Source organism: Flavobacterium frigidimaris, from assembly GCF_002217275.1.
Classification (GTDB): Bacteria; Bacteroidota; Bacteroidia; order Flavobacteriales; family Flavobacteriaceae; genus Flavobacterium; species Flavobacterium aquidurense.
The window spans coordinates 1-22,525 of the sequence record NZ_MUGV01000045.1; the positions used below are offsets into that span (position 1 = coordinate 1).

Genomic DNA, 22,525 nt, shown 5'->3' on the forward strand with positions numbered 1-22,525 from the left:
GCCTTAAAAGCATTTTGTGTAAAAGATTTTGTTTAATCTTTCTTTCCCTAAAATTAATTAAAATGAAAATATAAAACAAGAATAAAATTCTTATTTTTTTTAATTCTAAAAAAACAAAATGTTAAAATAAGGGCTGTATCATCAGAAAAAGCAGCACTTTTATGAAAGAAATAAGTGCTCTAGATGTCGTAAAAAAAATTCATTTATTTTAAGCAAACCATAAAAAAGAAGGTTTATACTTACAAATAACGGTAAATAATCTATTAAATAATAATTAAACAAACCCGAAACATTCAGTAAAGTACTGATTATCAAATAACAACACTCTTTATTGAATTATCCAAAATAAACACGTAGAAATACGGGGTAAAAAAAATAAAAAAGTTTAAACAAAAGTTAAAAAAATAAAAAAAGGCAAACAATTTAACATTTATTGTTTGCCTCGAATTTAGTTTATTTTCTCCTTTTTTAAGTTTAAGACTCCAAAATGGTATTAATCTGCTTAAACAATTGTCCGTCGCTTAAAAAAGCACCTTGCTGAATCAATTCAAAAATAGAAGTATTTCGATCTTCAGTGAATACTTTTTTTCCAACTTTCATTTCAATCGTTTCTGTAAACATATTATCACTTAACCATTGTAAACCATCTTTAGTTAAAAAGTCTGTCTCAGGAACCAACGATTTTAATACTATTGACTGCACGTGTGTTTCAAAACACTGGAACAAGAAAATATGGTTTTTCGAAAAATGCTCCAGGAATTCTGCTCTGGATAAGACACCTTCCCAAATCAAGTCTGAAAAAACGTCCAATTCCTGCTCAGCAACTTCTGGCTTGTTTATTTTAAGAGAATCCCACTCTGCTTTATCAATAGCTTGTGTTGCCAAAAAACTGGCGAATTCTGCGTGCAATTCATCAAATTGCTCTTTTGTTAGTCTTGCGTATTTCATTTTTATCTGGCTTTATGCATTACACTATAAGCTGTAAGCAAATAACTTTAAGTCTATTATTATTTCTTTAAACAAAAAAAATCCCGATTTACATCGGGATTCTCATATAGTAATATAAACTATTATTTTTCAGCGATAATCTCGTATGGTAAATCAACGATAACATCTCTGTGTAAACGGATGCTAGCAGAATATTTTCCAGTACGTTTTACGATACCACTAGTGATGAATTTTCTATCAATAGCGTTACCTGATTTCTCTAATGCTTCAGCAATGTCGATGTTTGTGATAGAACCAAAAAGTTTCTCTCCACCAGCTTTTGCAGTAAGTTTAATTTCAAGAGCTTTTAAAGTTTCAGCTAATGCTTTAGCATCAGCAACAACTTTAGCTTCTTTATGTGCTCTTTGTTTTAGATTTTCAGCTAAAACTTTTTTAGCAGAAGGAGTTGCTAATGCAGCAAAACCTTGAGGAATTAAAAAGTTACGACCGTAACCAGGTTTTACAGATACTACATCATCTTTAAATCCTAAGTTTTGTACGTCTTGTTTTAAAATAAGTTCCATGTTGTTGTCCTTATATTTTAGAAGTTAGGTTCTGCTTCAACAGAAACCAGCGACTAGAGTTTTTAATTATTTTAATAAATCGGCCACGTATGGCATTAAAGCTAAGTGACGAGCTCTTTTTACAGCTACAGAAACTTTTCTTTGGTATTTTAATGAAGTTCCCGTTAAACGACGAGGAAGAATTTTTCCTTGCTCATTAACGAATTTCAATAAGAAATCAGCATCTTTATAATCGATATATTTGATTCCTGATTTTTTGAAACGACAGTACTTTTTAGTTTTGTTAGTTTCAATGTTTAAAGGCGTTAAATATCTGATATCTCCGTCTTTTTTTCCTTTTGCAGATTGCTCTATTGTAGACATAATAATTAAGCTTTAGTAGATTTTAATTTGGCTCTTCTTCTTTCAGCCCATGAAATAGCATGTTTGTCTAAACTTACAGTTAAGAAACGCATAACTCTTTCGTCACGTCTAAATTCAGTTTCAAAAGCAATTAGAACTTCTCCAGCTACTTTGAATTCGAATAAATGGTAAAAACCACTTTTTTTGTTTTGGATTTCGTAAGCCATTTTTTTCAGACCCCAATCCTCTTTCGATACCATTTCAGCTCCTCTACTAGTAAGAAATTCTTCAAATTTCGTTACTGTTTCCTTCACCTGAACCTCAGATAAAACGGGATTTAAAATGAAAACAGTTTCATAATGATTCATAAATACAATATTTATTTGTTAAAATTGGGTGCAAAAGTAACCATTATTTTTATATATACAACACTTTTTTATCTTTATTCGTTGTAATGTAAAAAATACAGCTTAAGTTTAGTTTTTTTCCTAGAAAAATAATACATTTACTACTGCTATCCTGAATTTATTCTAAATTTAAATGTTATGAAACTAAACTGTGTTGTTGTAGATGATAGTTCTATACAGAGGACAATTATTGCAAAATTAGTTAATAATCACCCAGGTTTGCACTTAATCGGGGACTTTTCTAATGCAATAGAAGCAAAAAGTTGTATCTCTTTAAATAATATCGATCTAATTTTTCTAGATATTGAAATGCCTGTTATCAATGGTTTTGATTTCCTTGATGGACTAAAATCTAAACCTCAGATTATATTTATTACTTCTAAAGCCGAATATGCCTTAAAAGCCTTTGACTACGATGCTACTGATTATCTTCAGAAGCCTATTGCCGTTGACCGTTTTAATGCTTCTGTAAAAAGGGCAATCGACATGCATTTGCTTAAAAAAGAAGTAAAAGAAGAAGAAGGCGAACATATCTTTATTAAAAGTAATCTTAAAAAGCTTAAAATTTTCACGTCGAAAATTAAATGGATTGAAGCTTTTGGGGATTACGTAAGAGTAGTTACAGAAGATGACAGCAACTTAGTTCTTTCGACAATGAAATCTTTTGAAAATGATTTATCAAAAGACAAATTCATTCGTGTACACAAGTCCTATATTATTAACATTGATAAAGTAGAACGCTTCAATAGTAAATTTGCCGAAATTGGAATCACAAAAATTCCTTTAAGCCGAAACAAAAAAGAAGATTTAGTCAAAGCATTGTCAACATCGTCGTAATTAATAAAAATCGACGTTGGCAATTACTTTTATAGCTCTGTATTGAGCAACAGCTTCAAAACTATTCAACATTTTCTGAATAGTTTTTTTTGTGCCTCCTAAATTCAGGTTTTGCGGAATTTTAATCAAAATCGTTCTGATATATTCATTTCTGATTCTACTGATTGCAGGTTCTTCAGGACCTAAGACCGGCATTTGTAAATTCTGACTCAAAACCTGATACAACCACATCGATCCTTCTTTTAATTTTTCAAAATCCTTGTGCTTTAAAGTCAGTTTTATAATCCTGAAATAAGGTGGGTATTTATAAATTTGTCGATCGTATAATTGCTCCTTATACATACCTAAATAGTTATGTGTTGTAACTTGCTGAATCGTATTATGATTCGGATTATAAGTCTGAATGACAACTTTCCCTTGCTTTTCTGACCTTCCGGCTCGTCCTGCAACCTGTGTCATCATCTGAAAACTGCGTTCAAAAGCTCTAAAATCCGGATGATGCAACATATTATCGGCATTCATAATTCCGACCAGACTTACATTATCGAAATCCAAACCTTTAGCCAGCATTTGAGTTCCGACTAAAATATCAATTTCTCTATTTTTAAAAGTATCAATAATCTTCTCAAAACCAAATTTCCCACGCGTGGTATCCTGGTCCATTCTCCCGGTTTTAGCTTTCGGAAAAAGAGAAATCAGTTCTTGTTCGATTTGTTCTGTTCCAAAACCTTTTGTGGTCAAATCAATACTTGAACAGCTATGACAATGCGTTGGTTTTGAAATTGAATAGCCACAATAATGACATCTTAATTGGTTTTTGTGTTTATGGTAAGTCAAACTCACATCACATTGCTGGCAATGCGGAACGTGGCCACACGTCATACATTCTATTATAGGAGAATATCCTCTTCTGTTTTGAAACAAAATGACCTGTTCACCCAAAGACAAAGCTTCTGCAATTTCTTCTATTAAATGATCACTAAAATGCCCCGTCATTCTTTTCCTGAAATGCTTGTCTTTTAAATCAACCAACACAACTTCCGGCATTCTAACATTGTTATAACGTTCGGTAATCGTAACCAAACCAAACTTCTCGATTTGAGTATTAAAATAAGTTTCAATACTTGGCGTTGCTGATCCTAAAAGTACTTTGGCATTATGAAAATTTGCCAAAACAATTGCCGAATCGCGAGCATGATATCTCGGCGCAGGATCTGTTTGTTTAAAAGTCTGTTCGTGTTCTTCGTCAACAATCAACAATCCGAGATTGTTAAACGGTAAAAACAAAGCCGACCTCGCCCCTATTACAATTTGAGCTTTATCCGAATTTTCTAATGTCTGCCGCCAAACTTCTACTCTTTCGTTATTGCTGTATTTAGAATGAAAGACAGCCACTTTATCCCCAAAATGATTTCTAAGACGAGAAACCAACTGAGTAGTCAACGCAATTTCAGGCAACAGATACAAAACCTGTTTTCCTGTTTCTAAATATTCCTCAATTAACTTAATGTAAATTTCCGTTTTTCCGCTTGATGTTACACCATGAAGCAGACAAACTTCTTTTTCTGATAAACTATTTTTAATTTCATTGAAAGCAGCTTCCTGAGCAGCACTCAATTGTAATTGTTTCTCTGAAGCTTTTCCATCAAAAGACACCCTATCGTGTTGCAGATAATACTCTTCAAAAATTTCTTTTTCAATTAATGTTTTTACAATCGTCGAAGTTGAATTTGAAACTTCAGTCAATTTCTTAACTGTAATAGGCTTTTTCTCCGAAGCACTAATCTGAAAGTAAGCCAAAACAATTTCTTTTTGCTTCTTAGCACTTTTTAGTTCTTCTAACAATTCGCTTAAACCATTATCTGATTCGTATTTTGAATGCAATTTTACATATCGAACCAGTTTTGGCTTATAACTTTCTTTTATTTCCTCTTCTAAAACAATAATATCCCTATCCATCAATTTCTGAAGGACCGGAAAAATATTCTTTTTGTTCAAAATCGAAATTATCTCCTGGACTTTTAAGGAACTTTGTTGCTGTAACGCTTCATAAACCAAAAACTCGTCATCCGAAAGTTCGTTTTGATTGACAACAACGTCTACTTTAAGCGAAATAATAGTTTCACTTTCAAGTAATAATCCACTCGGAAAAGCACCACGATATACGTCACCAATACCACACATATAATAGTTTGCCACCCAAAGCCAGTGTTTAATCTGGGTTTCTGTTGCAATTGGTCTTTCGTCTAATATTTGATGAATTTCTTTGGCATCATATAAACTTGGTGCATTCTGGTGCATATCGATTACCAAAGCTGTATAAATTTTACTTTTACCAAAAGGAACCGCCACCCGCATTCCTTTTTTTATAAAATGGAATTCAGCCTCAGAAACACGATAAGTAAAGGTTTTAGCTAAGGAAAGTGGTAAAATAACTTCAACAAAAAACATGCGATTTTTTTATGGGATTGAAAGAATTATTTTTTATTTGAAATTTTTTCAGCATTATATTCCTGAACCAATTTCAAAGTATGTTTTAAAGAACTCAGGTCTTTCCAGTCATCATGACCGGTAATAATATATTTAGGATTCTTAAATTTAGACTGCACTTTTTGAATCGATTTTTCCCATTCTTTCACATCGGCATCACCCAAATATCCTAAATCTTTTGCTTCTGCACTCTTGATAAAACAACCTCCGTAAAGCACTTTTTCTTTATTAAACCAAACTACAATATTGTCTGGCGCATGTCCTTTTCCTGGGTAATAAACATGAAAAGTATGTTGTCCAACTGTAAATGTTGTATCATTCGGAATTACAAATTCAGCTCGTTTTTCGTTCTTCTGCTTCAGGATTTGATCCGTTGTCTTTATAGTATAAGTTTTAATTCCTTTTTGCCTGTAAAAGCCCAGCCCTCCTGCACGATCATCATGAGAATGCGTAGCAAAACACATAATAACTTCTTTATTATGCCTTGCTTTTATAGTATCTAACAAGGGTTGAAATTGCGTTTGATCCCAAGGCGCATCAAACAGAACAACGCCTTTATCTGTAACAAGATACAAGGCATTAGCAGAAATCATAGTTCCTTTGTAATCATGAAATGTCTTATAAACATAAAAGTCACCTGTAAGATGACTTATTTGTAATGGTGCATTCTTAGATTGTCCAAAGCTATTGGATAATATCGCTAAGAATAAAATTATCGAAGCTAATTTTCGCATATTTATTTTTATTTCACTCGCGTCCAGTATTGTGTTCTTCCCATGATAGAAATTCCAACATAACCACGAAGTTTTAATTTATCAGCAGAATCTAATTCAATATAACATTTGTATTTTTTACCATTTGTTGGATCTAAAATTGTTCCCCCGTTGTATTCAGAACCATCTTTTTTAAGTCCGTTGATGATAACCATCCCTAAAATTGGCTTGTTTTTCTCTGCTCCGTCACATTTAGCACATACATCTTTTTTATGATCAGCACGAAGTATTTCTACGACCTTACCGTATATTTTTCCTGATTTTTCGTAAACCTCTACTATAGATTTTGCTTCACCAGTTTCATCATCAATCGTTTTCCATTTTCCAATAACGCTTTGCGCCTGAATTGTGCTCATTGTTAGAAAAAAAACACCAATTGCTAACATCCAATTTTTCATATTATTTATTTTTTTTTTGTTTTAATTTTCTGATAGTAGCATTCAGTTCGAATCCTAAAAGCAGAATCATACAGTTAATCCAAATGTAGAACATTAGAATTAATAATGTCCCAATAGAACCATAAAGTTCGTTATATTTTGAGAATTTTATAACCCAAATCCCAAAAAAGAACGAAGATATAACAATTAATATGGTTGTAAAAACAGATCCAATGCTAATAAAAGGCACTTTATTGTACTGTTTTGTACCATAACGCAATAATATTGAAGATGTTATCAAAATCATCAAAATAACAAACAAATATCGTCCTAAAATAATGAGTGGAATGCGATCACTCAACACATCCTGAATGATTGTTTTTTGGATAAATACCTCAAAAACAACAATGGTTGCCACCGTAACAAATAAAATAATAGTCATGACAAGCGAAATCGCTAACGCCACTAAATATTGACTAAACCATCCGCGTTTATCAAATACATGTTTAGAAGATTCAAAACCACTTAAGATTCCGTTAATACCATTTGCCATCAAAAAAATCGAAAGCAAAAATCCTGAAGAAAGTAATCCAGAATGACTATTATTTAAAATATCGCTAATGATTTTGCTAATAGCATCATAAGTATTTGGCGGAACTCCTTGTTGCACAAACTGAAGAAAATCATCCTGAAATCCCTCAATAGGAATAAACGGAATTAAGTTCAAAATAAATAAAGCAAAAGGAAACAAAGCCATGAAAAAACTAAAAGAAACCGCACTCGCATGATATGAAAAAGCGCCTTCCAAAATTCCGATTGTATACATTTCGAGTAAATCGTACAATGAAAACCCTTCAAGCCAAGGAAATTTTATTCTCTTGAAAAGACGAGCTACAGAACGCACAACCGGGACTTTTTCAATCCGATCTTCAATTTCCTGAGACATATATTTATTTTAGATTTTAGACTTCAGATTTTAGATTACAAACTCAAAACTTATAACTCAAAACTCATAACTTAAAATGCTTTCAAGCTCAAATCCATATTATAAATCGAATGCGTCAATGCGCCCGAAGAAATATAATTTACGCCGCAGAGTCCGTATTCGCGAATGGTTTTTTCATTGATATTTCCAGACGATTCTGTTTGGCATTTTTTACCAATTAAAGCCACAGCTTTTTTAGTATCTTCATAATTGAAGTTGTCTATCAGAATTCTATGAACACCATCGCTTAATAGAATTTCACGAATTTCATCTAAATTTCTGGCTTCAACAATGATCTTTAAATCAAGATTATTGGCCTTCAAATAGTCTTTTGTTTTCTTTATGGCAAGTGTAATTCCGCCAGCGAAATCAATATGATTGTCTTTCAGCATGATCATATCATACAAAGCATAACGATGGTTTTCACCTCCTCCAATTTTTACGGCCCATTTTTCGGCCACCCTGAAATTTGGAGTTGTTTTGCGCGTATCTAATATTTTAGCACCTGTTCCTTCCAGAAGTTGCATCATTTGGCTGGTTTTGGTAGCAATTGCAGACATACGTTGCATGGTATTCAAAACCACTCTTTCCGACTTTAAAATAGACTGCGAACTTCCTGAAACTTCAAAAACAACATCGCCGTATTCTACATGTGTTCCGTCTTCTATAAAAGTCTTTATTTTTAATTTTGGATCTACATATTCAAAAATCATTTTTGCCAATGCAACACCTGCAATAATTCCCTGGTCTTTTACCAATAATTTAGCTTGTCCGTGGGCTGTATCAGGAATACAAGCCAATGAACTATAATCTCCCGGGCCTACATCTTCTCGAATTGCATTGCTGATCAATAATTGTAATTCGGTTTGAAATTGTGCTTCGCTAATCATTTTTCTTAAATTTTATAAGATGCTAAAATAGGACTTATTTTGGGGATTTGAAAGTTTCAGTTCCCCTAAAAATGTCGAAACATCAAAATATCTAAAAATATTTGGAAGAAAAGTATTAAAATTCCTTAACACATAGACACATAGAATTTGATTGAGTTGAAAGGCGTTTCACTTTCATAAAAAAACATTAGTGAGCTATGTGTTAAAATCTAGATTTTTTCAAAGCTCCCCTTTTTTTCAATTTTATTCTATGTTTTCTATGTGTTTAAATTTCCATTAAAAATGTACACCTTTAAACGAAAACATTAAATATCTTTGAGGTTCATTCAAATAAAATCATGGGATTAATTAAAGATATTTATTCGGTTTCTTTCTACGAAAAATTTGGTCAGGCTGTTGCCGAAGTACATCCTGCTTTCGACAAACAAAAATTTATTAGCGCCATTTACGAAGGCGATTTTGCCCAAAAGGAATGGAAAGACCGCATGAAACATACGACAGTTGTTCTGCACCAATTTATGCCTGAAAATTTTCCGGAAGCCGTTGTTTTAATTGATAAAATCATCAAAAATTTAAAGAAAAATAGTTTTACAGAGGGAAATCTTACGTTCATTTTCTTTGCAGATTATATCGAAAAATATGGTTTGGATGATTTTAAAACTTCGGCAAAAGCCTTTGTTTCAATAACGCAATTTATTAGTTGCGAATTTGCTGTTCGTCCTTTCATTTTAAAGTACAAAGAAAAGATGATCAATGAAATGACAAAATGGTCTTTGCATGAAAATCATCATGTCCGCAGACTAGCCAGCGAAGGTTCCCGCCCGAGATTACCGTGGGCAATGGCGATTCCGTTTTTAAAGAAAGATCCAACTTCAATTTTGCCAATTTTGGAAAACCTTAAAAATGATTCTTCCGAATATGTTCGTCGAAGCGTAGCTAATAATTTAAATGATATTGTAAAAGATAATCCGGAAATTGTGCTTGAAATTGCTCAAAAATGGAAAGGCATCAGCAAAGAAACAGATGCAATCATCAAACACGGCTGTCGTACCTTGTTAAAACAAGGACATCCTCAAATCCTGAGTCATTACGGTTTAGAAAGTACTAATGTTGAACTTTCTAATTTCGAAATTAAAACGCCAAAAGTGAAAATTGGAGATTATCTGCAGTTTCAATTTCAGTTAAATAACAAAAATAATGAGGCCAAAACCATCCGTTTAGAATATGCCGTTCATTACAAAAAATCAAAAGGTCATTTGGCTAAAAAAGTCTTTAAAATCAGTGAGAAAATCTACCAGCCACATCAAGTGACGAAAGTCGAAAGAAATCAATCTTTTAAACTAATTACGACTCGTGTTTTTCATACAGGAATGCATCAATTGTCGATTATTATTAACGGGACAGAAAGTGAGGCTTTGGAATTTGAATTAGTTAAATAATTTCAATGCGCTAGTAATATTCCATAGGAGTATCATGTTTATAACCAAGAGAAAACGTGCAAACAAAAAGCTCCAGCGGAGCGATATCTTGACACAATTATTTCGCCTCGCTGGGCTTATGTAATTTTGATATCAACATTTTCTATAATTATATCGTGCCTCCGGGGCTTTTTGTGGATTAATCAACATCATAAAAACAAACCTAAATTTTTTTTCAACTTTTATAAATACAAAAAATTAGAATTTGAATTAGTTGAATAATTTCAATTTAATATTAATACTCCATAGGAGTATCATGTTTATAGCAAAGAGAAAACGTACCAACAAAAAGCTCCAGCGGAGCGATATCTTGTCACCCTTATTTCGCCCCACTGCGGTTGATACAATTGGTATCTAAATTTTCTATTAACATTTCGTGTGCGCGAGACTTTTCGTGGATAAATTAAAATTTAATCAACACCATAAAAACAAACTCAACCATTTTCCCTACTTTTATAAGTACAAAAGAAATCTTAATCTAAATTAAGTTACAGATCTCCGTTATCAGTGTAATTTTGTTTTCAAATCAAATATAACCATGTCAAATATTAGTTTAATTATCGAAGAACGTGCTGCCAATATTGGCAATTTTATGGTAGGGAGATTATTGCCTTTCCGTGAAAAAAGAGCTGTCGGACCATTTGTTTTTATCGACCATATGGGACCGGCTCATTTAAGTGATCATGAAAATATGGATGTTCCACCGCATCCACATATCGGACTTTCAACATTGACTTTTTTATTTGAAGGAAGCATCATGCACCGCGATAGTTTGGGAACCGAATTAGAAATAAAACCAGGCGCAGTAAACTGGATGACAGCCGGAAAAGGAATTGTACATTCAGAAAGAACGCCAGAGTATTTAAGACATTCTGATAAAATGCTGCATGGTTTGCAAATTTGGGTAGCGCTTCCAAAAGAATTGGAGCAAATGGATCCGAATTTTGCACATGTTGAAGCAGATGATATCCCGAAATGGGAAGAAGATGGTGTTTCGTATAAACTAATTGCCGGAGAAGCTTTTGGTAAAAAATCGCCAGTTCCGGTTTATAGTCCGCTTTATTTTATTGAAATTAAAAGCAAAGAAGCTAAAAAAATCAATATCGGAAAAGATTTATTCGGCGAAAGCGGATTGTATATTTTGGAAGGAAGCATTAAAAGTGGCGAACATGTTTACGATCCAAAACAGATTCTGATTACCAATGACAGCACTTTATGTGAGTTTGAAATTAGCGAAAACAGTACCGTTTATATTTTTGGAGGGCAGCCGTTTCCTGAAGAACATTTTATCTTTTGGAATTTTGTTTCTTCGGACAAAGAAATACTCGAAAAAGCAAAAAAAGACTGGAAAGAACAAACTTTCCCGAAAGTTCCGGGCGAAACAGAATTTGTGCCTTTACCAGAACCTAGAATCAAATAAATATGGATACGATCTCAGCAAAAATAGATACACGTCTGTATCGAACAGAAGTAAAATCAGCGAGTGATAATGTTTTAATCTCAGATGAACCACAAGAACTGGGCGGAAAAAATTTAGGTTTAAATCCGACAGAGCTGTTGGCAGCTTCATTAGCTTCCTGCACTGTAATTACTTTGCGAATGTATATCAATCGTAAACAATGGGACGTATCAGAAATCAATGTCAAAATTGATTTTGAGAGAGATTCTGAGCGAAGCGTATCCGTTTTCACAAGAAAAATAGAAGTAATTGGCGAAGTTGACGACACACAAAGACAAAGATTAGAAACCATTGCCAACAGCTGTCCAATTCATAAAACACTGACACACTCAATCGAAATTAAAACCACATTAATATAATTTATCATGGAAATAAATCAAATCAACGATATTAGAAAAGGTTATTTTGAAGCCATAGAAGACGGAAAAGAAGCCGGAAAAATGACGTATACCTGGGCAGGAGATTCAAAATTCATCATCGATCATACCGAAGTAAATGAAGGATTCAACGGAAAAGGCGTTGGCAAAAAACTGGTAATGAAAGCCGTAGAATATGCCCGAAATAATAACCTGAAAATTATTCCGCTTTGTCCTTTTGCAAAAAGTGTTTTTGATAAAACGGAGGAAATTCGTGATGTACTTTTTTCTTAAAGATGCTAAGATTCTAAGTTGCTAAGGTTCTAAGATTTTTTTAACCGCAAAGCAAGCAAAGAATTACGCAAAGTTCGCAAAGTTTTAGGTAAAGCTTTGCGAACTTTGTGTTTATATTCAGTTTTAGCATATAACTAAACCTTGCGTTCTTTGCGGTTAAATCAACACCAAGAAAAATCAATTTTAAAATCTCCTCGAAAAGCCTTACATTTGCATGTAATTTAAACTTAGAGTATGACGAGGATAATTACACTTTTCTGTTTTTTTATAGCGCAAATCGGCTTTTCTCAAACAGCTGGCGACTATTTAGATAAAATCAGAAACAACGAAGCTCTCTCAACAGCTTTTTTTCAACAAATGCCTAAAGGAGGCGATTTACATCATCATTTTTCGGGATCAGTTTATGCAGAACCGCTTTTGGAAAGAGCTATTGCAGAAGATTTTTATCTGAATTTAGAAACGATGGCAGTTGCTAAAACAAAACCTTCAACAGGAAATTGGCAAACTTTCTCTTCTCTTAAAGACGAAGGAAAATTATCTTTCTATCAACAACAAATAATGCAAACCTGGTCGGCGAAAGATTATAATGGCTCTGTACCTTCTGATGATTTGTTTTTCGACTCTTTTCAAAAATTCGAACCTACTATTCAAGGCCATTTTGCAGAAGGAATGCTCGAATTAAAAAAACGTGCTATTGCAGAAAATGTAAGTTATATCGAAACGCAATTAAACATCATTCCGTGCGATATGAATGTTTCTGATTTAATCGATTTTAATTCGAAATTGCGTCAGGCTTCTGCTCAAAAAGATGAAAAAGCGGTACTGAAACTTTTAGATGAATTGTATAAAACTATTCAGCAGAAAGATGCCAAAAAATATGCGACCGATTTCAATACTAATTTCATAGCAAAACTGCAAAAAGACTTAAAAATTGACGATGAGAAATTTACGATGCGCTATCAAAATTTTGTGCTTCGTTTTATGGATCCGGTTGATCTATTTAAGAATTTGACAATTGCTTTTATCTCTGCAAATGACAGTAAATTGGTTGCCGGTGTAAACATTGTTTCTCCAGAGCATGGCGAAAATTCAATGAAAGATTATTGGCTACACATGGTCATGTTTAAATATTGTCACTCTAGATTTCCTGAGGTAAAATACACGCTTCATGCTGGCGAACTGACTTTAGGCTTGGTTCAGCCTGAAGATTTAACGTGGCATATTAATGATGCGATTCACATTGCGGGCGCGAACAGAATTGGTCATGGAGTTGACATCGCTTACGAAGCAAACTCCTATGATTTATTGAAATATATGGCTAAAAATAATATTCCAATCGAAATCAATTTAGCAAGTAACGAATTCATTTTGAAAGTAAAAGACGGCCGTCATCCGTTTACGCTTTATAAAGAATTTAATGTGCCAATCGTAATCAGTACTGACGATGCTGGAATTTTGAGAACCAATATGACGGAACAATATGTTTTATTAGCCAAAAGATATCCTGATGTTTCGTATGCGACTATAAAGCAATATGTTTACAACAGTATCAATTATAGTTTTATTCAGGATGCATCGGTAAAAAAGCAATTATTGAAAGATTTGGATTCAAGATTTAAAACTTTTGAAGAGAAATTTTCTAAAAACTAAACAAAGATTTCACGCAGATTTACACAAATTAAAGCAGATTAGCGCAGATTTTTAGTCGCTAATATTTTAAAAAAATCTACCGAATCTGCTAAATCTGCGAGAGAATTTTTTCTCGCAAATTTAGCAGATCAAGCAGATAAATTCATTTAAATTATATGATTCTAGAAGCAGTTTTTCTATTTGTAAAGCCTGATTTAGCAACTCAATTCGAAGTTGATTTTGCTAACGCAAGTCAGTATATTTCATCAATTGATGGCTATTTAGGACATCGACTGGAAAAATGTCTCGAAGTCGAAAGCAAATATCTTTTATTGGTTGATTGGAATACATTGGAAGATCACACAATAGGTTTTAGAACTTCTGAAGCATACTTAGAATGGAAAAAGATTTTGCATCATTATTACGAGCCTTTTCCGATTGTAGAGCATTTTGAAACCGTTTTTGAGAATAAAAAATAAAGATTTTATTTTGCCACAGATTTCACAGATTTCCACAGATTAGAAATCATTTTAATTGTTTAATCTGTGGCAAAAAAACAAAAATAAAAGATGAATATCAAACTTATCGCCATTGGCAAAACCGACAATAAATCGTTGCAGACTCTAATCGACGATTATACCAAACGTTTGTCGTTCTATATCAAATTTGATTTGGAGATTATTCCGGATATCAAAAACGTGAAGAATTTATCTGAAAGTCAGCAGAAAGAAAAAGAAGGCGAACTAATATTGTCAAAACTTGCTCCTACAGATCAGTTGATTTTATTAGATGAAAACGGAAAAAACTTCTCCAGCGTAGGTTTTTCTGAAGAATTACAAAAGAAAATGAATTCGGGAATCAAAACACTGGTTTTTGTAATCGGCGGTCCTTATGGTTTTTCAGACACAGTTTACAGCAAAGCACAGGGGAAAATTTCGCTTTCGCTGATGACATTTTCACATCAAATGGTGCGTCTATTTTTTATCGAACAATTGTATCGTGGATTTACTATTTTACGAAATGAACCTTATCATCATCAATGATAAAGTATTCAGTCGCAGTTTTTAGTATTCAGTTTTAGAAAATGAATTCATTTGGGAGTTCATTATTAGAAGTATTCAGTTCATGAACCAAAATTTTATTTTCGATATATTCCTGATAATTCATATTCTTATCAAATAACAATATTATTTTGGGTTGAATATTATAATCCATTCTATGAATGTGATTTAAAATTTCCGTCTTTTTTATTTCTGTATTGTCAATCCAAACATTCTCACTTCCTTTTTTAAACTGAATAGTAATTTCGTCTTTCCGGATTGGTTTTCCCATTTTATAATACACTTTCGTGAAAGGCAAAAAAGCTAAATTTTTCCCAATCGAATCGGCATACGAATAATAATTTTCGGCTTTTTCGTTTTTATGGGCTTTTTCAGCTCGCTTTTTTTCCTGCAATTTCATTATTTCAGGAATCAAAAGTCTCAAAGGTAAACGTTTGTCAATATTGAAAATCCAATTGGTGGAGATGATGCTGTTTTTTCTGTTTACTTCGGCGATTGTATCTTTGCCTTCAGTTTTGAAAAAGATGTAAATTGGCGAGTGATCCTGAACGTCTTTTACAATTGAAACATTAGCTTTTGGGAGCAAAACATCTTTTTTTTCTCCGCAGGAGAAAAGAAAAACCACTAACAGTAAACTTAAGTATTTCATAAACTAAAATTTAAATTTTAAACACAATGTATGTCATTCCTAGGAACGAGGAATCTCCGCAAGAAACTCCGTATAGAAATTCGTCAATCTTTGTAGAGCTACTCGTGGAGATTCCTCGTTCCTCGGAATGACAAATCTAACGTTTTAGTCAGCCTAAACGCTCATCTTCCTAAACAAAATCACACATTCCATTGCCTCTTTTACATCATGCACACGCAGAATCTTCGCGCCTTTAGTCAAAGCAATGGTGTTCAGAACTGTCGTTCCGTTTAAAGCTTCTTGCGCAGAATTACCAAGCGTTTTATAAATCATTGATTTTCTTGAAACTCCGGCTAAAACTGGCAATTCTAATAAATTAAAAAGTTCCATTTTTTGCAAAACTTCATAATTCTGATCGGTTGTTTTTGCAAATCCGAAACCTGGATCCAGAATCAAATCATTAATTCCGAGGCTTCTCGCCTTTTTTACTTTTTCAGAAAAGTAGATAAGCATTTCTTTTACAATATCATCGTATTGCGTCAAAGTCTGCATGGTTTGTGGATTTCCGCGCATGTGCATCATAATATACGGAACATTGTATTCTGCAATTACATCAAACATTTTATCATCTAATTCTCCGGCGGCAATATCATTTATAATCGCTGCGCCACTTTCTATACTTACTTTCGCTACTTCGGCTCTAAAAGTATCTATTGATAATAACGCTTCCGGAAAATGTTTTAAAATCAATTCAATTGCGGGAACAATACGCTCAATTTCTTCGGTTTCGGTTACAAACTCGGCACTTGGTTTGCTTGAATAAGCACCAATATCTATAAATGTCGCACCTTCAGAAAGCATTTTATCTACCTGAACGATTATCTCCTCTTCATTTTTATACTTTCCTCCATCAAAAAAGGAATTCGGCGTCACATTCATAATCCCCATTACTTTGGGAACTGACAAATCTATAAGTTGGCCTTTGCAGTTAATTAACATTTTGTTTCAAGTTTTATTTGTTTCAAGTTTCACGAATATTGTTTCAAGTTTTTTTTGTTTCATGTTTCAAGTTACTCGCCACACGCAATCTACTTCCACCTGAAACCTGAAACTTGAAACTTGAAACTTTTGTATTTTTAGTTTTAAGTTGCGGCATTAACAATTTGTTTAGAAAAAACTTGAAACAAAGAAAACCTGAAACTTGAAACTCTTGAAAAATTCCTTATTTTTGAAGAAATTTTAGCAAATATACAGCAATAAATGAAGAATACTTCCCTTGAATATGATAATGTAGTTACGGTTTGTCGTACTTTATTTATCAATAAAATGACAGATTATGGTAGTGCATGGAGAATTTTAAGACTGCCTTCGCTAACCGATCAGATATTCATAAAAGCGCAAAGAATCAGAAGTTTACAGGAAAACGAAATCCGTAAAGTGGATGAAGACGAAAAAGGAGAATTCATCGGAATCATCAATTATTCGATTATGGCCTTGATTCAGTTAGAATTGGGTGTTGCTGATCAGCCCGATCTCGATGTTGAAAAAGCAACCGAATTATATGATGCTAAAATTAAACTGACCAAAGAATTAATGGAAGCCAAAAATCACGATTATGGCGAAGCTTGGCGCGATATGCGTGTGAGTTCATTGACTGATTTGATTCTGCAAAAAATACTTCGCGTAAAGCAAATTGAAGATAACAAAGGTAAAACTTTAGTTTCTGAAGGCATTGACGCTAATTATCAGGATATGATTAATTATGCCGTTTTTGCACTAATTCTTGAACCTATAAATAAATAAAATTCCAAAAAATAAATTCTAAATTCCAATTTTCCCACAAGATTTTGGAATTTTGGATTTAAAAAAAATGGAATTTAAAATTAAAATTTCCCATGAAAAACATCATTACTCAATTTTCCCGAATATTTGTCGGCGTATTATTTATCATTTCAGGATTAATAAAACTAAATGATCCGGTTGGTTTCTCTTATAAACTGGCTGAATATTTTAGCGAGCCGGTTTTTAATATGCCCTTTTTAGAGCCATTGGCTTTAGGATTAGCTATCTTTTTAGTGATTCTGGAAGTAGTTTTAGGCGTAATGTTATTGGTGGGTTATAAAGCAAAACAAACGATTTGGGCTTTATTGCTTTTAATTATTTTCTTCACCTTCCTTACCTTCTACTCTGCTTATTTTGATGTGGTAAAAGATTGTGGCTGTTTTGGAGATGCTTTGCATTTAACACCTTGGCAATCGTTTACAAAAGATGTGGTATTGCTTTTCTTCATTTTAATTTTATTCTTCAATCAAAAATTAATAAAACCATTATTTTCAACTCCACAAACTAATTTTGCTGTTTATGTAAGCGTTGTTTTGTGTGCTTTTATGGCAGTTTGGGTTTTGAATCACAATCCGATAAAAGATTTCCGTCCTTATAAAGTAGGAACCAATATTGAGAAAGGAATGGAAATTCCGGAAGGCGCTCCAAAATCTGTTGTTGAAATGATTTTCATTTACAAAGTAAATGGCGTTGATAAAGAATTTGGTGAAAAAGATTTAATGAATATTCCGGCTGGTGCGACTTTCGTAGATAGAAAAGACAAAGTAATTACAGAAGGTTATGTTCCGCCAATTCACGATTTTACTATGACAAAAGACGATTCTGATTATAAAGCGGAACTTTTAAAAGAGCCTAAATTATTACTTTTTGTTACTTACGATTTAGCTTTATCGGAACCAGCGGGAATGAAAAAATTAGAGGCTTTAAACAAAGAAGCTCAGGCTAAAGGTTACAAAGTAGTTGCCATTACAGCTTCAGGGACTGAAGAAATTGCAAAAGCTAAAAAAGAATATGGTCTTAATGTTGATTTTTATTTCTGCGATGCAACAGCTTTAAAAACAATAGAAAGAGCAAATCCAAGCATAGTTGTTTTACACAACGGAACGGTTATTCAGAAGGTTCATTACAATGATATTGGAGATTTGAAATTGTAATATGTTCCAATAGCTAAAAATTTTAAAAACGCCAATCTATCTATTCATTTAGAAAATTGGCGTTTTTTTGGCAGTAAAATAAATACCACATCCTAAGTAAAAACGCTACAATCATGATTTCAACAATATCAAGAGCATTAAGCAGGCATTTTTTTTCCAATCCCTTATTGTATTTATTTGTATCAGGACTGCTTTTTTACATTGTTTACGATACCTATATAAAAGTAACATCGGGCAGTCATTTAATTCCAATAAATGTTTTTGCATTACTAGCTGGTGTCATTTTTGAGAGTAAAAGAATAACGAACAGATGGATAATGGTAGTGATTATCGCAATAGTATCTTTTTTTATTGCTTATGCCTTTTTAAATCTAATCGGTGAAAGTTTGAACAGAAGACAAGGAATTGTTTTAATGCTTAATAGCAGTATTACCATCTGGCCTCCTATTTTTCTGGTATTATATTTTATCTTTTCACTATTATTTTATAAGTATAGAATAATTCCAAAACTAACCGAAGGTATAACTTTACTTCAATCTATAGCCGTAATATATTGGGTCGTTGATTATAGATTAATTAACAGCGATACCATTTTCATCCAGACTTTTCTGATAATTGGCTTACTATTTTCATTGTATTCCATTTTTCATGCCTTTACAAATACTCATTTATCACATACACACAAACTTATTTTAAGTATCTGGAGTTCTATAATTATGCTGCTTTTTGCTTTAGATAATCTTCATCTAATTGATCAGTCTGAACCAGTCGAAAATATTGAGAACTTACAAGAGATCCTCTATCTTGGCCTGCAATATTTTCTATTAGGCATCTCAAGTATTTATATTATTCAAAACTTCATTCTGCTATTTCGTTTTTTACCACTCCCGTGGAATTTTTTCAATTCAAAATATTTCGATAAGGTAAGAGATCTAAAAGATGATCATATTTATCGCTATTCAGATCAGCAGGTATCTCCTCTCCATTCCTTAATTTGTATTCTCTTTGTAGGAACAATTTTCTCTTTAAACTATTATCATCAAATTGTTCCTAAACAATTTTTAATTTGGATGGCATTTGTAACCTTTCCTTTTCTTTTCACTATTTACAATCATCTTATCGGAAAGAAAAATTATGCTTATCTCCTACTTCTTTTTCTATTTATATCCTGCAATAATAAAGCAGAAAAAATTGAAAAAATAAATCCCAACAATATCAAACAAAATGAAGTTGTTTCGGATTTAACTTCGGAACAAATTGAAAAAATAAAAAATATTCATGCAACTTTTGCAGAAGTTGACAAAAGCAGTTTAGAGCAGACTATAACCGATTTTAAAAGAGATTTACATCCCCAGGACGAAATTGAAATTTGGATGCAGATGGCTAAAGCTTATGAAGCATACCTTAGTAAAAACAAAAAGAATCTGAATGAAAAGAAAGAAATTTTTAGACTGATTTTATCCCGATCCATGATGAATTCTGAAGAAGCCATTGAAAACTCTAATTTAAAATACCTTTCTAAAAAACAGGCAGAGGAAGTTTTAAGTTTTTATAATTCTGCTCCTCAACCGCTAATTGTAGAATAGTGAATTTGAGTAAAGTATCTCTTTTGTACATTTGTTAAAACGACACTAAAATAATCTAATCTATGAAACAATTTAAAAAGTTATTCTTTGCCTTTTTATTGACTCTACCTTTAAGTTTTACAGGCTTTTGCCAATCAAAAACTCCAAACAAAGACCAGGCTTACATCTTTTTTCTTCACAACGCATTTATCGAACAAAATGATCTGAGTGTTGCTCATCCCGAATATGGAAAAGCAGAATATAACGAAATCTTAGCTTCGTTTAGAAAAGATAATTTTATTGTTTACAGCGAAATCAGAAAGAAAAACACAAACGCATATGATTATGCTCAAAAAATAGCAAAACAGGTTAAAAAACTACTTAACAAAGGCATTTCTCCAAACAAAATTACTGTAATTGGAACATCAAAAGGTGGTTATATCGCACAATATGTTTCTACATTTTTAGCAAATCCTGATATGAATTTTGTCTTTATTGGATCTTTTAGAGACATCGATATCGAAGAAATTCCGGATATTAACTTCTGCGGAAACATCTTAACCATTTACGAAGAATCTGATGTTTTAGGTGTTGATGCTACAAAACGAAAAGAAACATCAAAATTAAAAATAAATCATTTTAAACAAATCGAATTGCATACTAACCTTAAACATGGCTTTTTGTACAAAGCTTCAGATTTATGGATTGCTCCTTGCAAAAAATGGGCAAATGGTAATTACGATTTAAAGTAATATTTTAGTAATAAAACTTTTTACAAGTCTTCAATAATTTTATTTTTATTGAAGACTTTTTTCTTGAATTCTGACGTTTTTTAGCTCTTAAAATCCTTCTAAAAACAAAAATATTACTCCAATTTTTAATTCATTTAGAAATAATCAAAACAATTTTCCCTTTTTCAAGTGAACTATTACGATTTCAATCGCGTTTTTCTAACCCAAATTTCCACTTTTGTTACAAAATAAACGACTCTTCAAATTTTGTTAATCTCCATTTGGCATTCAATTTGTTTGTTTAACTTTGTTGGGAACCTTAATTTATGAAATTGCTCTGATTTGAATTTGCAGATTCAGTTCAGAAAAGACAATTCATACTATTTTTAAACTAATATTATAATATGAAACAAATAGCCTTAGTTGTTATTGCATTGATTACTTTTTCATGTTCTCAAGCACAGAAAACAAGTTTTTCTAAAGAAGCTTTATCTGAAAAATTATTAACAGTTGATGGAGGTCAGACTTCTTTCAAAAACATTTTAAAAAAATACAAAGGAAAAACTTTGGTTATTGAAGTTTGGGCTTCGTGGTGTGGCGATTGTGTAAAAGCAATGCCAAAAGTAAAAGAATTACAAGCCAGCAATCCTGACGTTTCTTATTTATTCCTTTCTGCTGATAAAACGGCTGAAAAATGGAAAATCGGAATTGAAAAACACGAATTAAAAGGCGATCATTTTATGATGAACGACGGAATGAAAGGTGTTTTTGGAAAAGCAATTGATTTAGACTGGATTCCGAGATACATAATCATTGACAAAACAGGAAAAATCGTTTTATACCGTGCTATTGAAACTGATTTTGATAAAATCAATGAAACCCTGAAAAGTTTAAAACAAGCTTAAACGGCTTCACAAATTACCACAAAAAACAAAAAATAAAAGAATAATAAAAACTACCAAAATGAGAAAAAAGATTGTTGCAGGAAACTGGAAAATGCATAAAAACGCCGCACAAACTGAGGAATTATTAAGTGAATTAATTACAAAAATACCAGCACAAACTACTGCACAGGTAATTGTTGCTCCAACATTTGTAAACTTGCAGGCTGGAGTTGCAAAAGTAAAAAACACAACGATTGGTGTTGCTGCTCAAAACGTTCACCAGGCTGAAGGTGGTGCATTTACAGGAGAAATTTCTGCAGACATGTTAACAAGCATTGGAGTAAATACCGTAATTCTTGGTCACTCTGAGCGTCGTGCTATTTTTCATGAAACAGATGCTTTAATCGCTAGCAAAGTCGATACTGCCTTGAAACATGAAATGACTGTAATTTTTTGTTTTGGAGAAGAATTAAAAGATCGCCAATCAGGAAATCACTTTAATATTGTAGAAAATCAATTGCGTGACGGATTATTCCACATTGCAAAAGAATCCTGGACAAATGTTGTTTTAGCTTATGAGCCAGTTTGGGCAATTGGAACTGGAGAAACTGCTTCGCCAGAGCAAGCGCAGGAAATGCACGAATTTATTAGAGAAGTTGTACGTAAAGCATTTGGTGCTGATATCGCTGACGAAGTTTCTATTTTATACGGTGGTTCTGTAAAACCAGACAACGCAAAAGAAATTTTCTCTAAACCAGACGTAGACGGTGGTTTAATTGGAGGAGCTGCTTTAAAAGCAGATGATTTCCTTGCAATTGTTACAGCAATCTAA

At 32.7% G+C, this 22,525-nt stretch carries 25 protein-coding genes; 14 read left to right on the plus strand and 11 right to left on the minus strand.

The genetic code is table 11. The features are described from left to right. Positions 1–474: 474 nt before the first annotated feature. The 4 genes from B0A65_RS21815 to rpsF form a co-directional block, all read right to left on the minus strand. On the minus strand, positions 475–948 hold the full coding sequence (locus B0A65_RS21815; RefSeq protein WP_074657512.1) for a DUF6495 family protein: 474 nt from the start codon (positions 946–948) through the stop codon (positions 475–477). 122 nt (positions 949–1,070) lie between these two features. Then, entirely contained in the window at positions 1,071–1,511 is a 441-nt protein-coding gene (rplI, locus tag B0A65_RS21820; protein WP_007810573.1) for a 50S ribosomal protein L9, read from the minus strand. Between the two features lie 66 nt (positions 1,512–1,577). Beyond that, complete coding sequence (rpsR, locus tag B0A65_RS21825; RefSeq protein ID WP_002987043.1) at positions 1,578–1,874, minus strand: 30S ribosomal protein S18; 297 nt, start codon at positions 1,872–1,874, stop codon at positions 1,578–1,580. Between the two features lie 5 nt (positions 1,875–1,879). Then, on the minus strand, positions 1,880–2,221 hold the full coding sequence (gene rpsF, locus B0A65_RS21830) for a 30S ribosomal protein S6 (RefSeq protein ID WP_007810575.1): 342 nt from the start codon (positions 2,219–2,221) through the stop codon (positions 1,880–1,882). A gap of 177 nt (positions 2,222–2,398) precedes the next feature. On the opposite strand from rpsF, the gene B0A65_RS21835 reads away from it, so the two are divergent. Next, positions 2,399–3,097: a LytR/AlgR family response regulator transcription factor gene (locus B0A65_RS21835; protein ID WP_072971141.1), complete on the plus strand. Its 699-nt coding sequence runs from the start codon at positions 2,399–2,401 to the stop codon at positions 3,095–3,097. Here the strand turns inward: B0A65_RS21835 and priA are convergent, their stop codons facing one another. From priA to nadC, 5 genes are all read right to left on the minus strand, one after another. After that, positions 3,098–5,548 carry a replication restart helicase PriA gene (gene priA / locus B0A65_RS21840; RefSeq protein ID WP_074657510.1) on the minus strand — a complete coding sequence of 817 codons (2,451 nt, stop codon included), beginning with the start codon at positions 5,546–5,548 and terminating at the stop codon, positions 3,098–3,100. A 26-nt stretch (positions 5,549–5,574) separates the two neighbouring features. Then, on the minus strand, positions 5,575–6,321 hold the full coding sequence (gene bla-B1-FLAV, locus B0A65_RS21845) for a subclass B1 metallo-beta-lactamase (protein ID WP_074657508.1): 747 nt from the start codon (positions 6,319–6,321) through the stop codon (positions 5,575–5,577). Between the two features lie 8 nt (positions 6,322–6,329). After that, the gene (locus B0A65_RS21850; protein WP_074657505.1) at positions 6,330–6,758 is read right to left on the minus strand and encodes a DUF2147 domain-containing protein; all 429 of its coding nucleotides are present in this window, start codon (positions 6,756–6,758) and stop codon (positions 6,330–6,332) included. Position 6,759: 1 nt separating this feature from the next. Next, positions 6,760–7,683, minus strand: coding sequence for a YihY/virulence factor BrkB family protein (locus tag B0A65_RS21855; RefSeq protein ID WP_074657502.1), 924 nt, complete (start codon positions 7,681–7,683; stop codon positions 6,760–6,762). Between the two features lie 71 nt (positions 7,684–7,754). Then, positions 7,755–8,612, minus strand: coding sequence for a carboxylating nicotinate-nucleotide diphosphorylase (gene nadC / locus B0A65_RS21860; RefSeq protein ID WP_074657499.1), 858 nt, complete (start codon positions 8,610–8,612; stop codon positions 7,755–7,757). A gap of 338 nt (positions 8,613–8,950) precedes the next feature. On the opposite strand from nadC, the gene B0A65_RS21865 reads away from it, so the two are divergent. From B0A65_RS21865 to rlmH, 7 genes are all read left to right on the plus strand, one after another. Further along, positions 8,951–10,051 (plus strand): DNA alkylation repair protein, encoded by a 1,101-nt coding sequence (locus B0A65_RS21865; protein ID WP_074657497.1) that lies wholly within the window; start codon positions 8,951–8,953, stop codon positions 10,049–10,051. Positions 10,052–10,628: 577 nt separating this feature from the next. Further along, positions 10,629–11,510 (plus strand): pirin family protein, encoded by an 882-nt coding sequence (locus tag B0A65_RS21870; RefSeq protein WP_074657494.1) that lies wholly within the window; start codon positions 10,629–10,631, stop codon positions 11,508–11,510. 2 nt (positions 11,511–11,512) lie between these two features. Further along, complete coding sequence (locus tag B0A65_RS21875) at positions 11,513–11,908, plus strand: OsmC family protein (protein ID WP_074657490.1); 396 nt, start codon at positions 11,513–11,515, stop codon at positions 11,906–11,908. 6 nt (positions 11,909–11,914) lie between these two features. Next, positions 11,915–12,199 carry a GNAT family N-acetyltransferase gene (locus B0A65_RS21880; RefSeq protein ID WP_026982297.1) on the plus strand — a complete coding sequence of 95 codons (285 nt, stop codon included), beginning with the start codon at positions 11,915–11,917 and terminating at the stop codon, positions 12,197–12,199. A gap of 234 nt (positions 12,200–12,433) precedes the next feature. Continuing rightward, entirely contained in the window at positions 12,434–13,849 is a 1,416-nt protein-coding gene (locus B0A65_RS21885) for an amidohydrolase family protein (RefSeq protein WP_074657487.1), read from the plus strand. 155 nt (positions 13,850–14,004) lie between these two features. Continuing rightward, on the plus strand, positions 14,005–14,307 hold the full coding sequence (locus tag B0A65_RS21890; protein ID WP_074657483.1) for an antibiotic biosynthesis monooxygenase family protein: 303 nt from the start codon (positions 14,005–14,007) through the stop codon (positions 14,305–14,307). 90 nt (positions 14,308–14,397) lie between these two features. Beyond that, the gene (rlmH, locus tag B0A65_RS21895; protein ID WP_074657480.1) at positions 14,398–14,871 is read left to right on the plus strand and encodes a 23S rRNA (pseudouridine(1915)-N(3))-methyltransferase RlmH; all 474 of its coding nucleotides are present in this window, start codon (positions 14,398–14,400) and stop codon (positions 14,869–14,871) included. A gap of 34 nt (positions 14,872–14,905) precedes the next feature. Here rlmH and B0A65_RS21900 read toward each other — a convergent pair whose 3' ends face one another. Then, a complete protein-coding gene (locus tag B0A65_RS21900) occupies positions 14,906–15,538 on the minus strand; it encodes a hypothetical protein (RefSeq protein WP_074657477.1) in 633 nt (210 codons plus the stop codon). 153 nt (positions 15,539–15,691) lie between these two features. After that, positions 15,692–16,516, minus strand: coding sequence for a dihydropteroate synthase (gene folP, locus B0A65_RS21905; protein ID WP_074657474.1), 825 nt, complete (start codon positions 16,514–16,516; stop codon positions 15,692–15,694). Positions 16,517–16,777: 261 nt separating this feature from the next. Between folP and B0A65_RS21910 the strand changes: the two genes are divergently transcribed. The 6 genes from B0A65_RS21910 (at position 16,778) to tpiA (ending at position 22,525) form a co-directional block, all read left to right on the plus strand. After that, positions 16,778–17,320 (plus strand): DUF1599 domain-containing protein, encoded by a 543-nt coding sequence (locus B0A65_RS21910; RefSeq protein WP_074657470.1) that lies wholly within the window; start codon positions 16,778–16,780, stop codon positions 17,318–17,320. A gap of 92 nt (positions 17,321–17,412) precedes the next feature. Continuing rightward, complete coding sequence (locus tag B0A65_RS21915) at positions 17,413–18,513, plus strand: BT_3928 family protein (protein ID WP_074657467.1); 1,101 nt, start codon at positions 17,413–17,415, stop codon at positions 18,511–18,513. Between the two features lie 113 nt (positions 18,514–18,626). Continuing rightward, entirely contained in the window at positions 18,627–20,099 is a 1,473-nt protein-coding gene (locus B0A65_RS21920; RefSeq protein WP_123890415.1) for a hypothetical protein, read from the plus strand. A gap of 62 nt (positions 20,100–20,161) precedes the next feature. Beyond that, on the plus strand, positions 20,162–20,830 hold the full coding sequence (locus tag B0A65_RS21925; RefSeq protein ID WP_074657460.1) for a dienelactone hydrolase family protein: 669 nt from the start codon (positions 20,162–20,164) through the stop codon (positions 20,828–20,830). Positions 20,831–21,213: 383 nt separating this feature from the next. Further along, entirely contained in the window at positions 21,214–21,714 is a 501-nt protein-coding gene (locus B0A65_RS21930) for a TlpA family protein disulfide reductase (RefSeq protein WP_074657456.1), read from the plus strand. Positions 21,715–21,772: 58 nt separating this feature from the next. After that, positions 21,773–22,525, plus strand: a complete 753-nt coding sequence (gene tpiA, locus B0A65_RS21935) for a triose-phosphate isomerase (protein ID WP_074657453.1) — start codon at positions 21,773–21,775, stop codon at positions 22,523–22,525.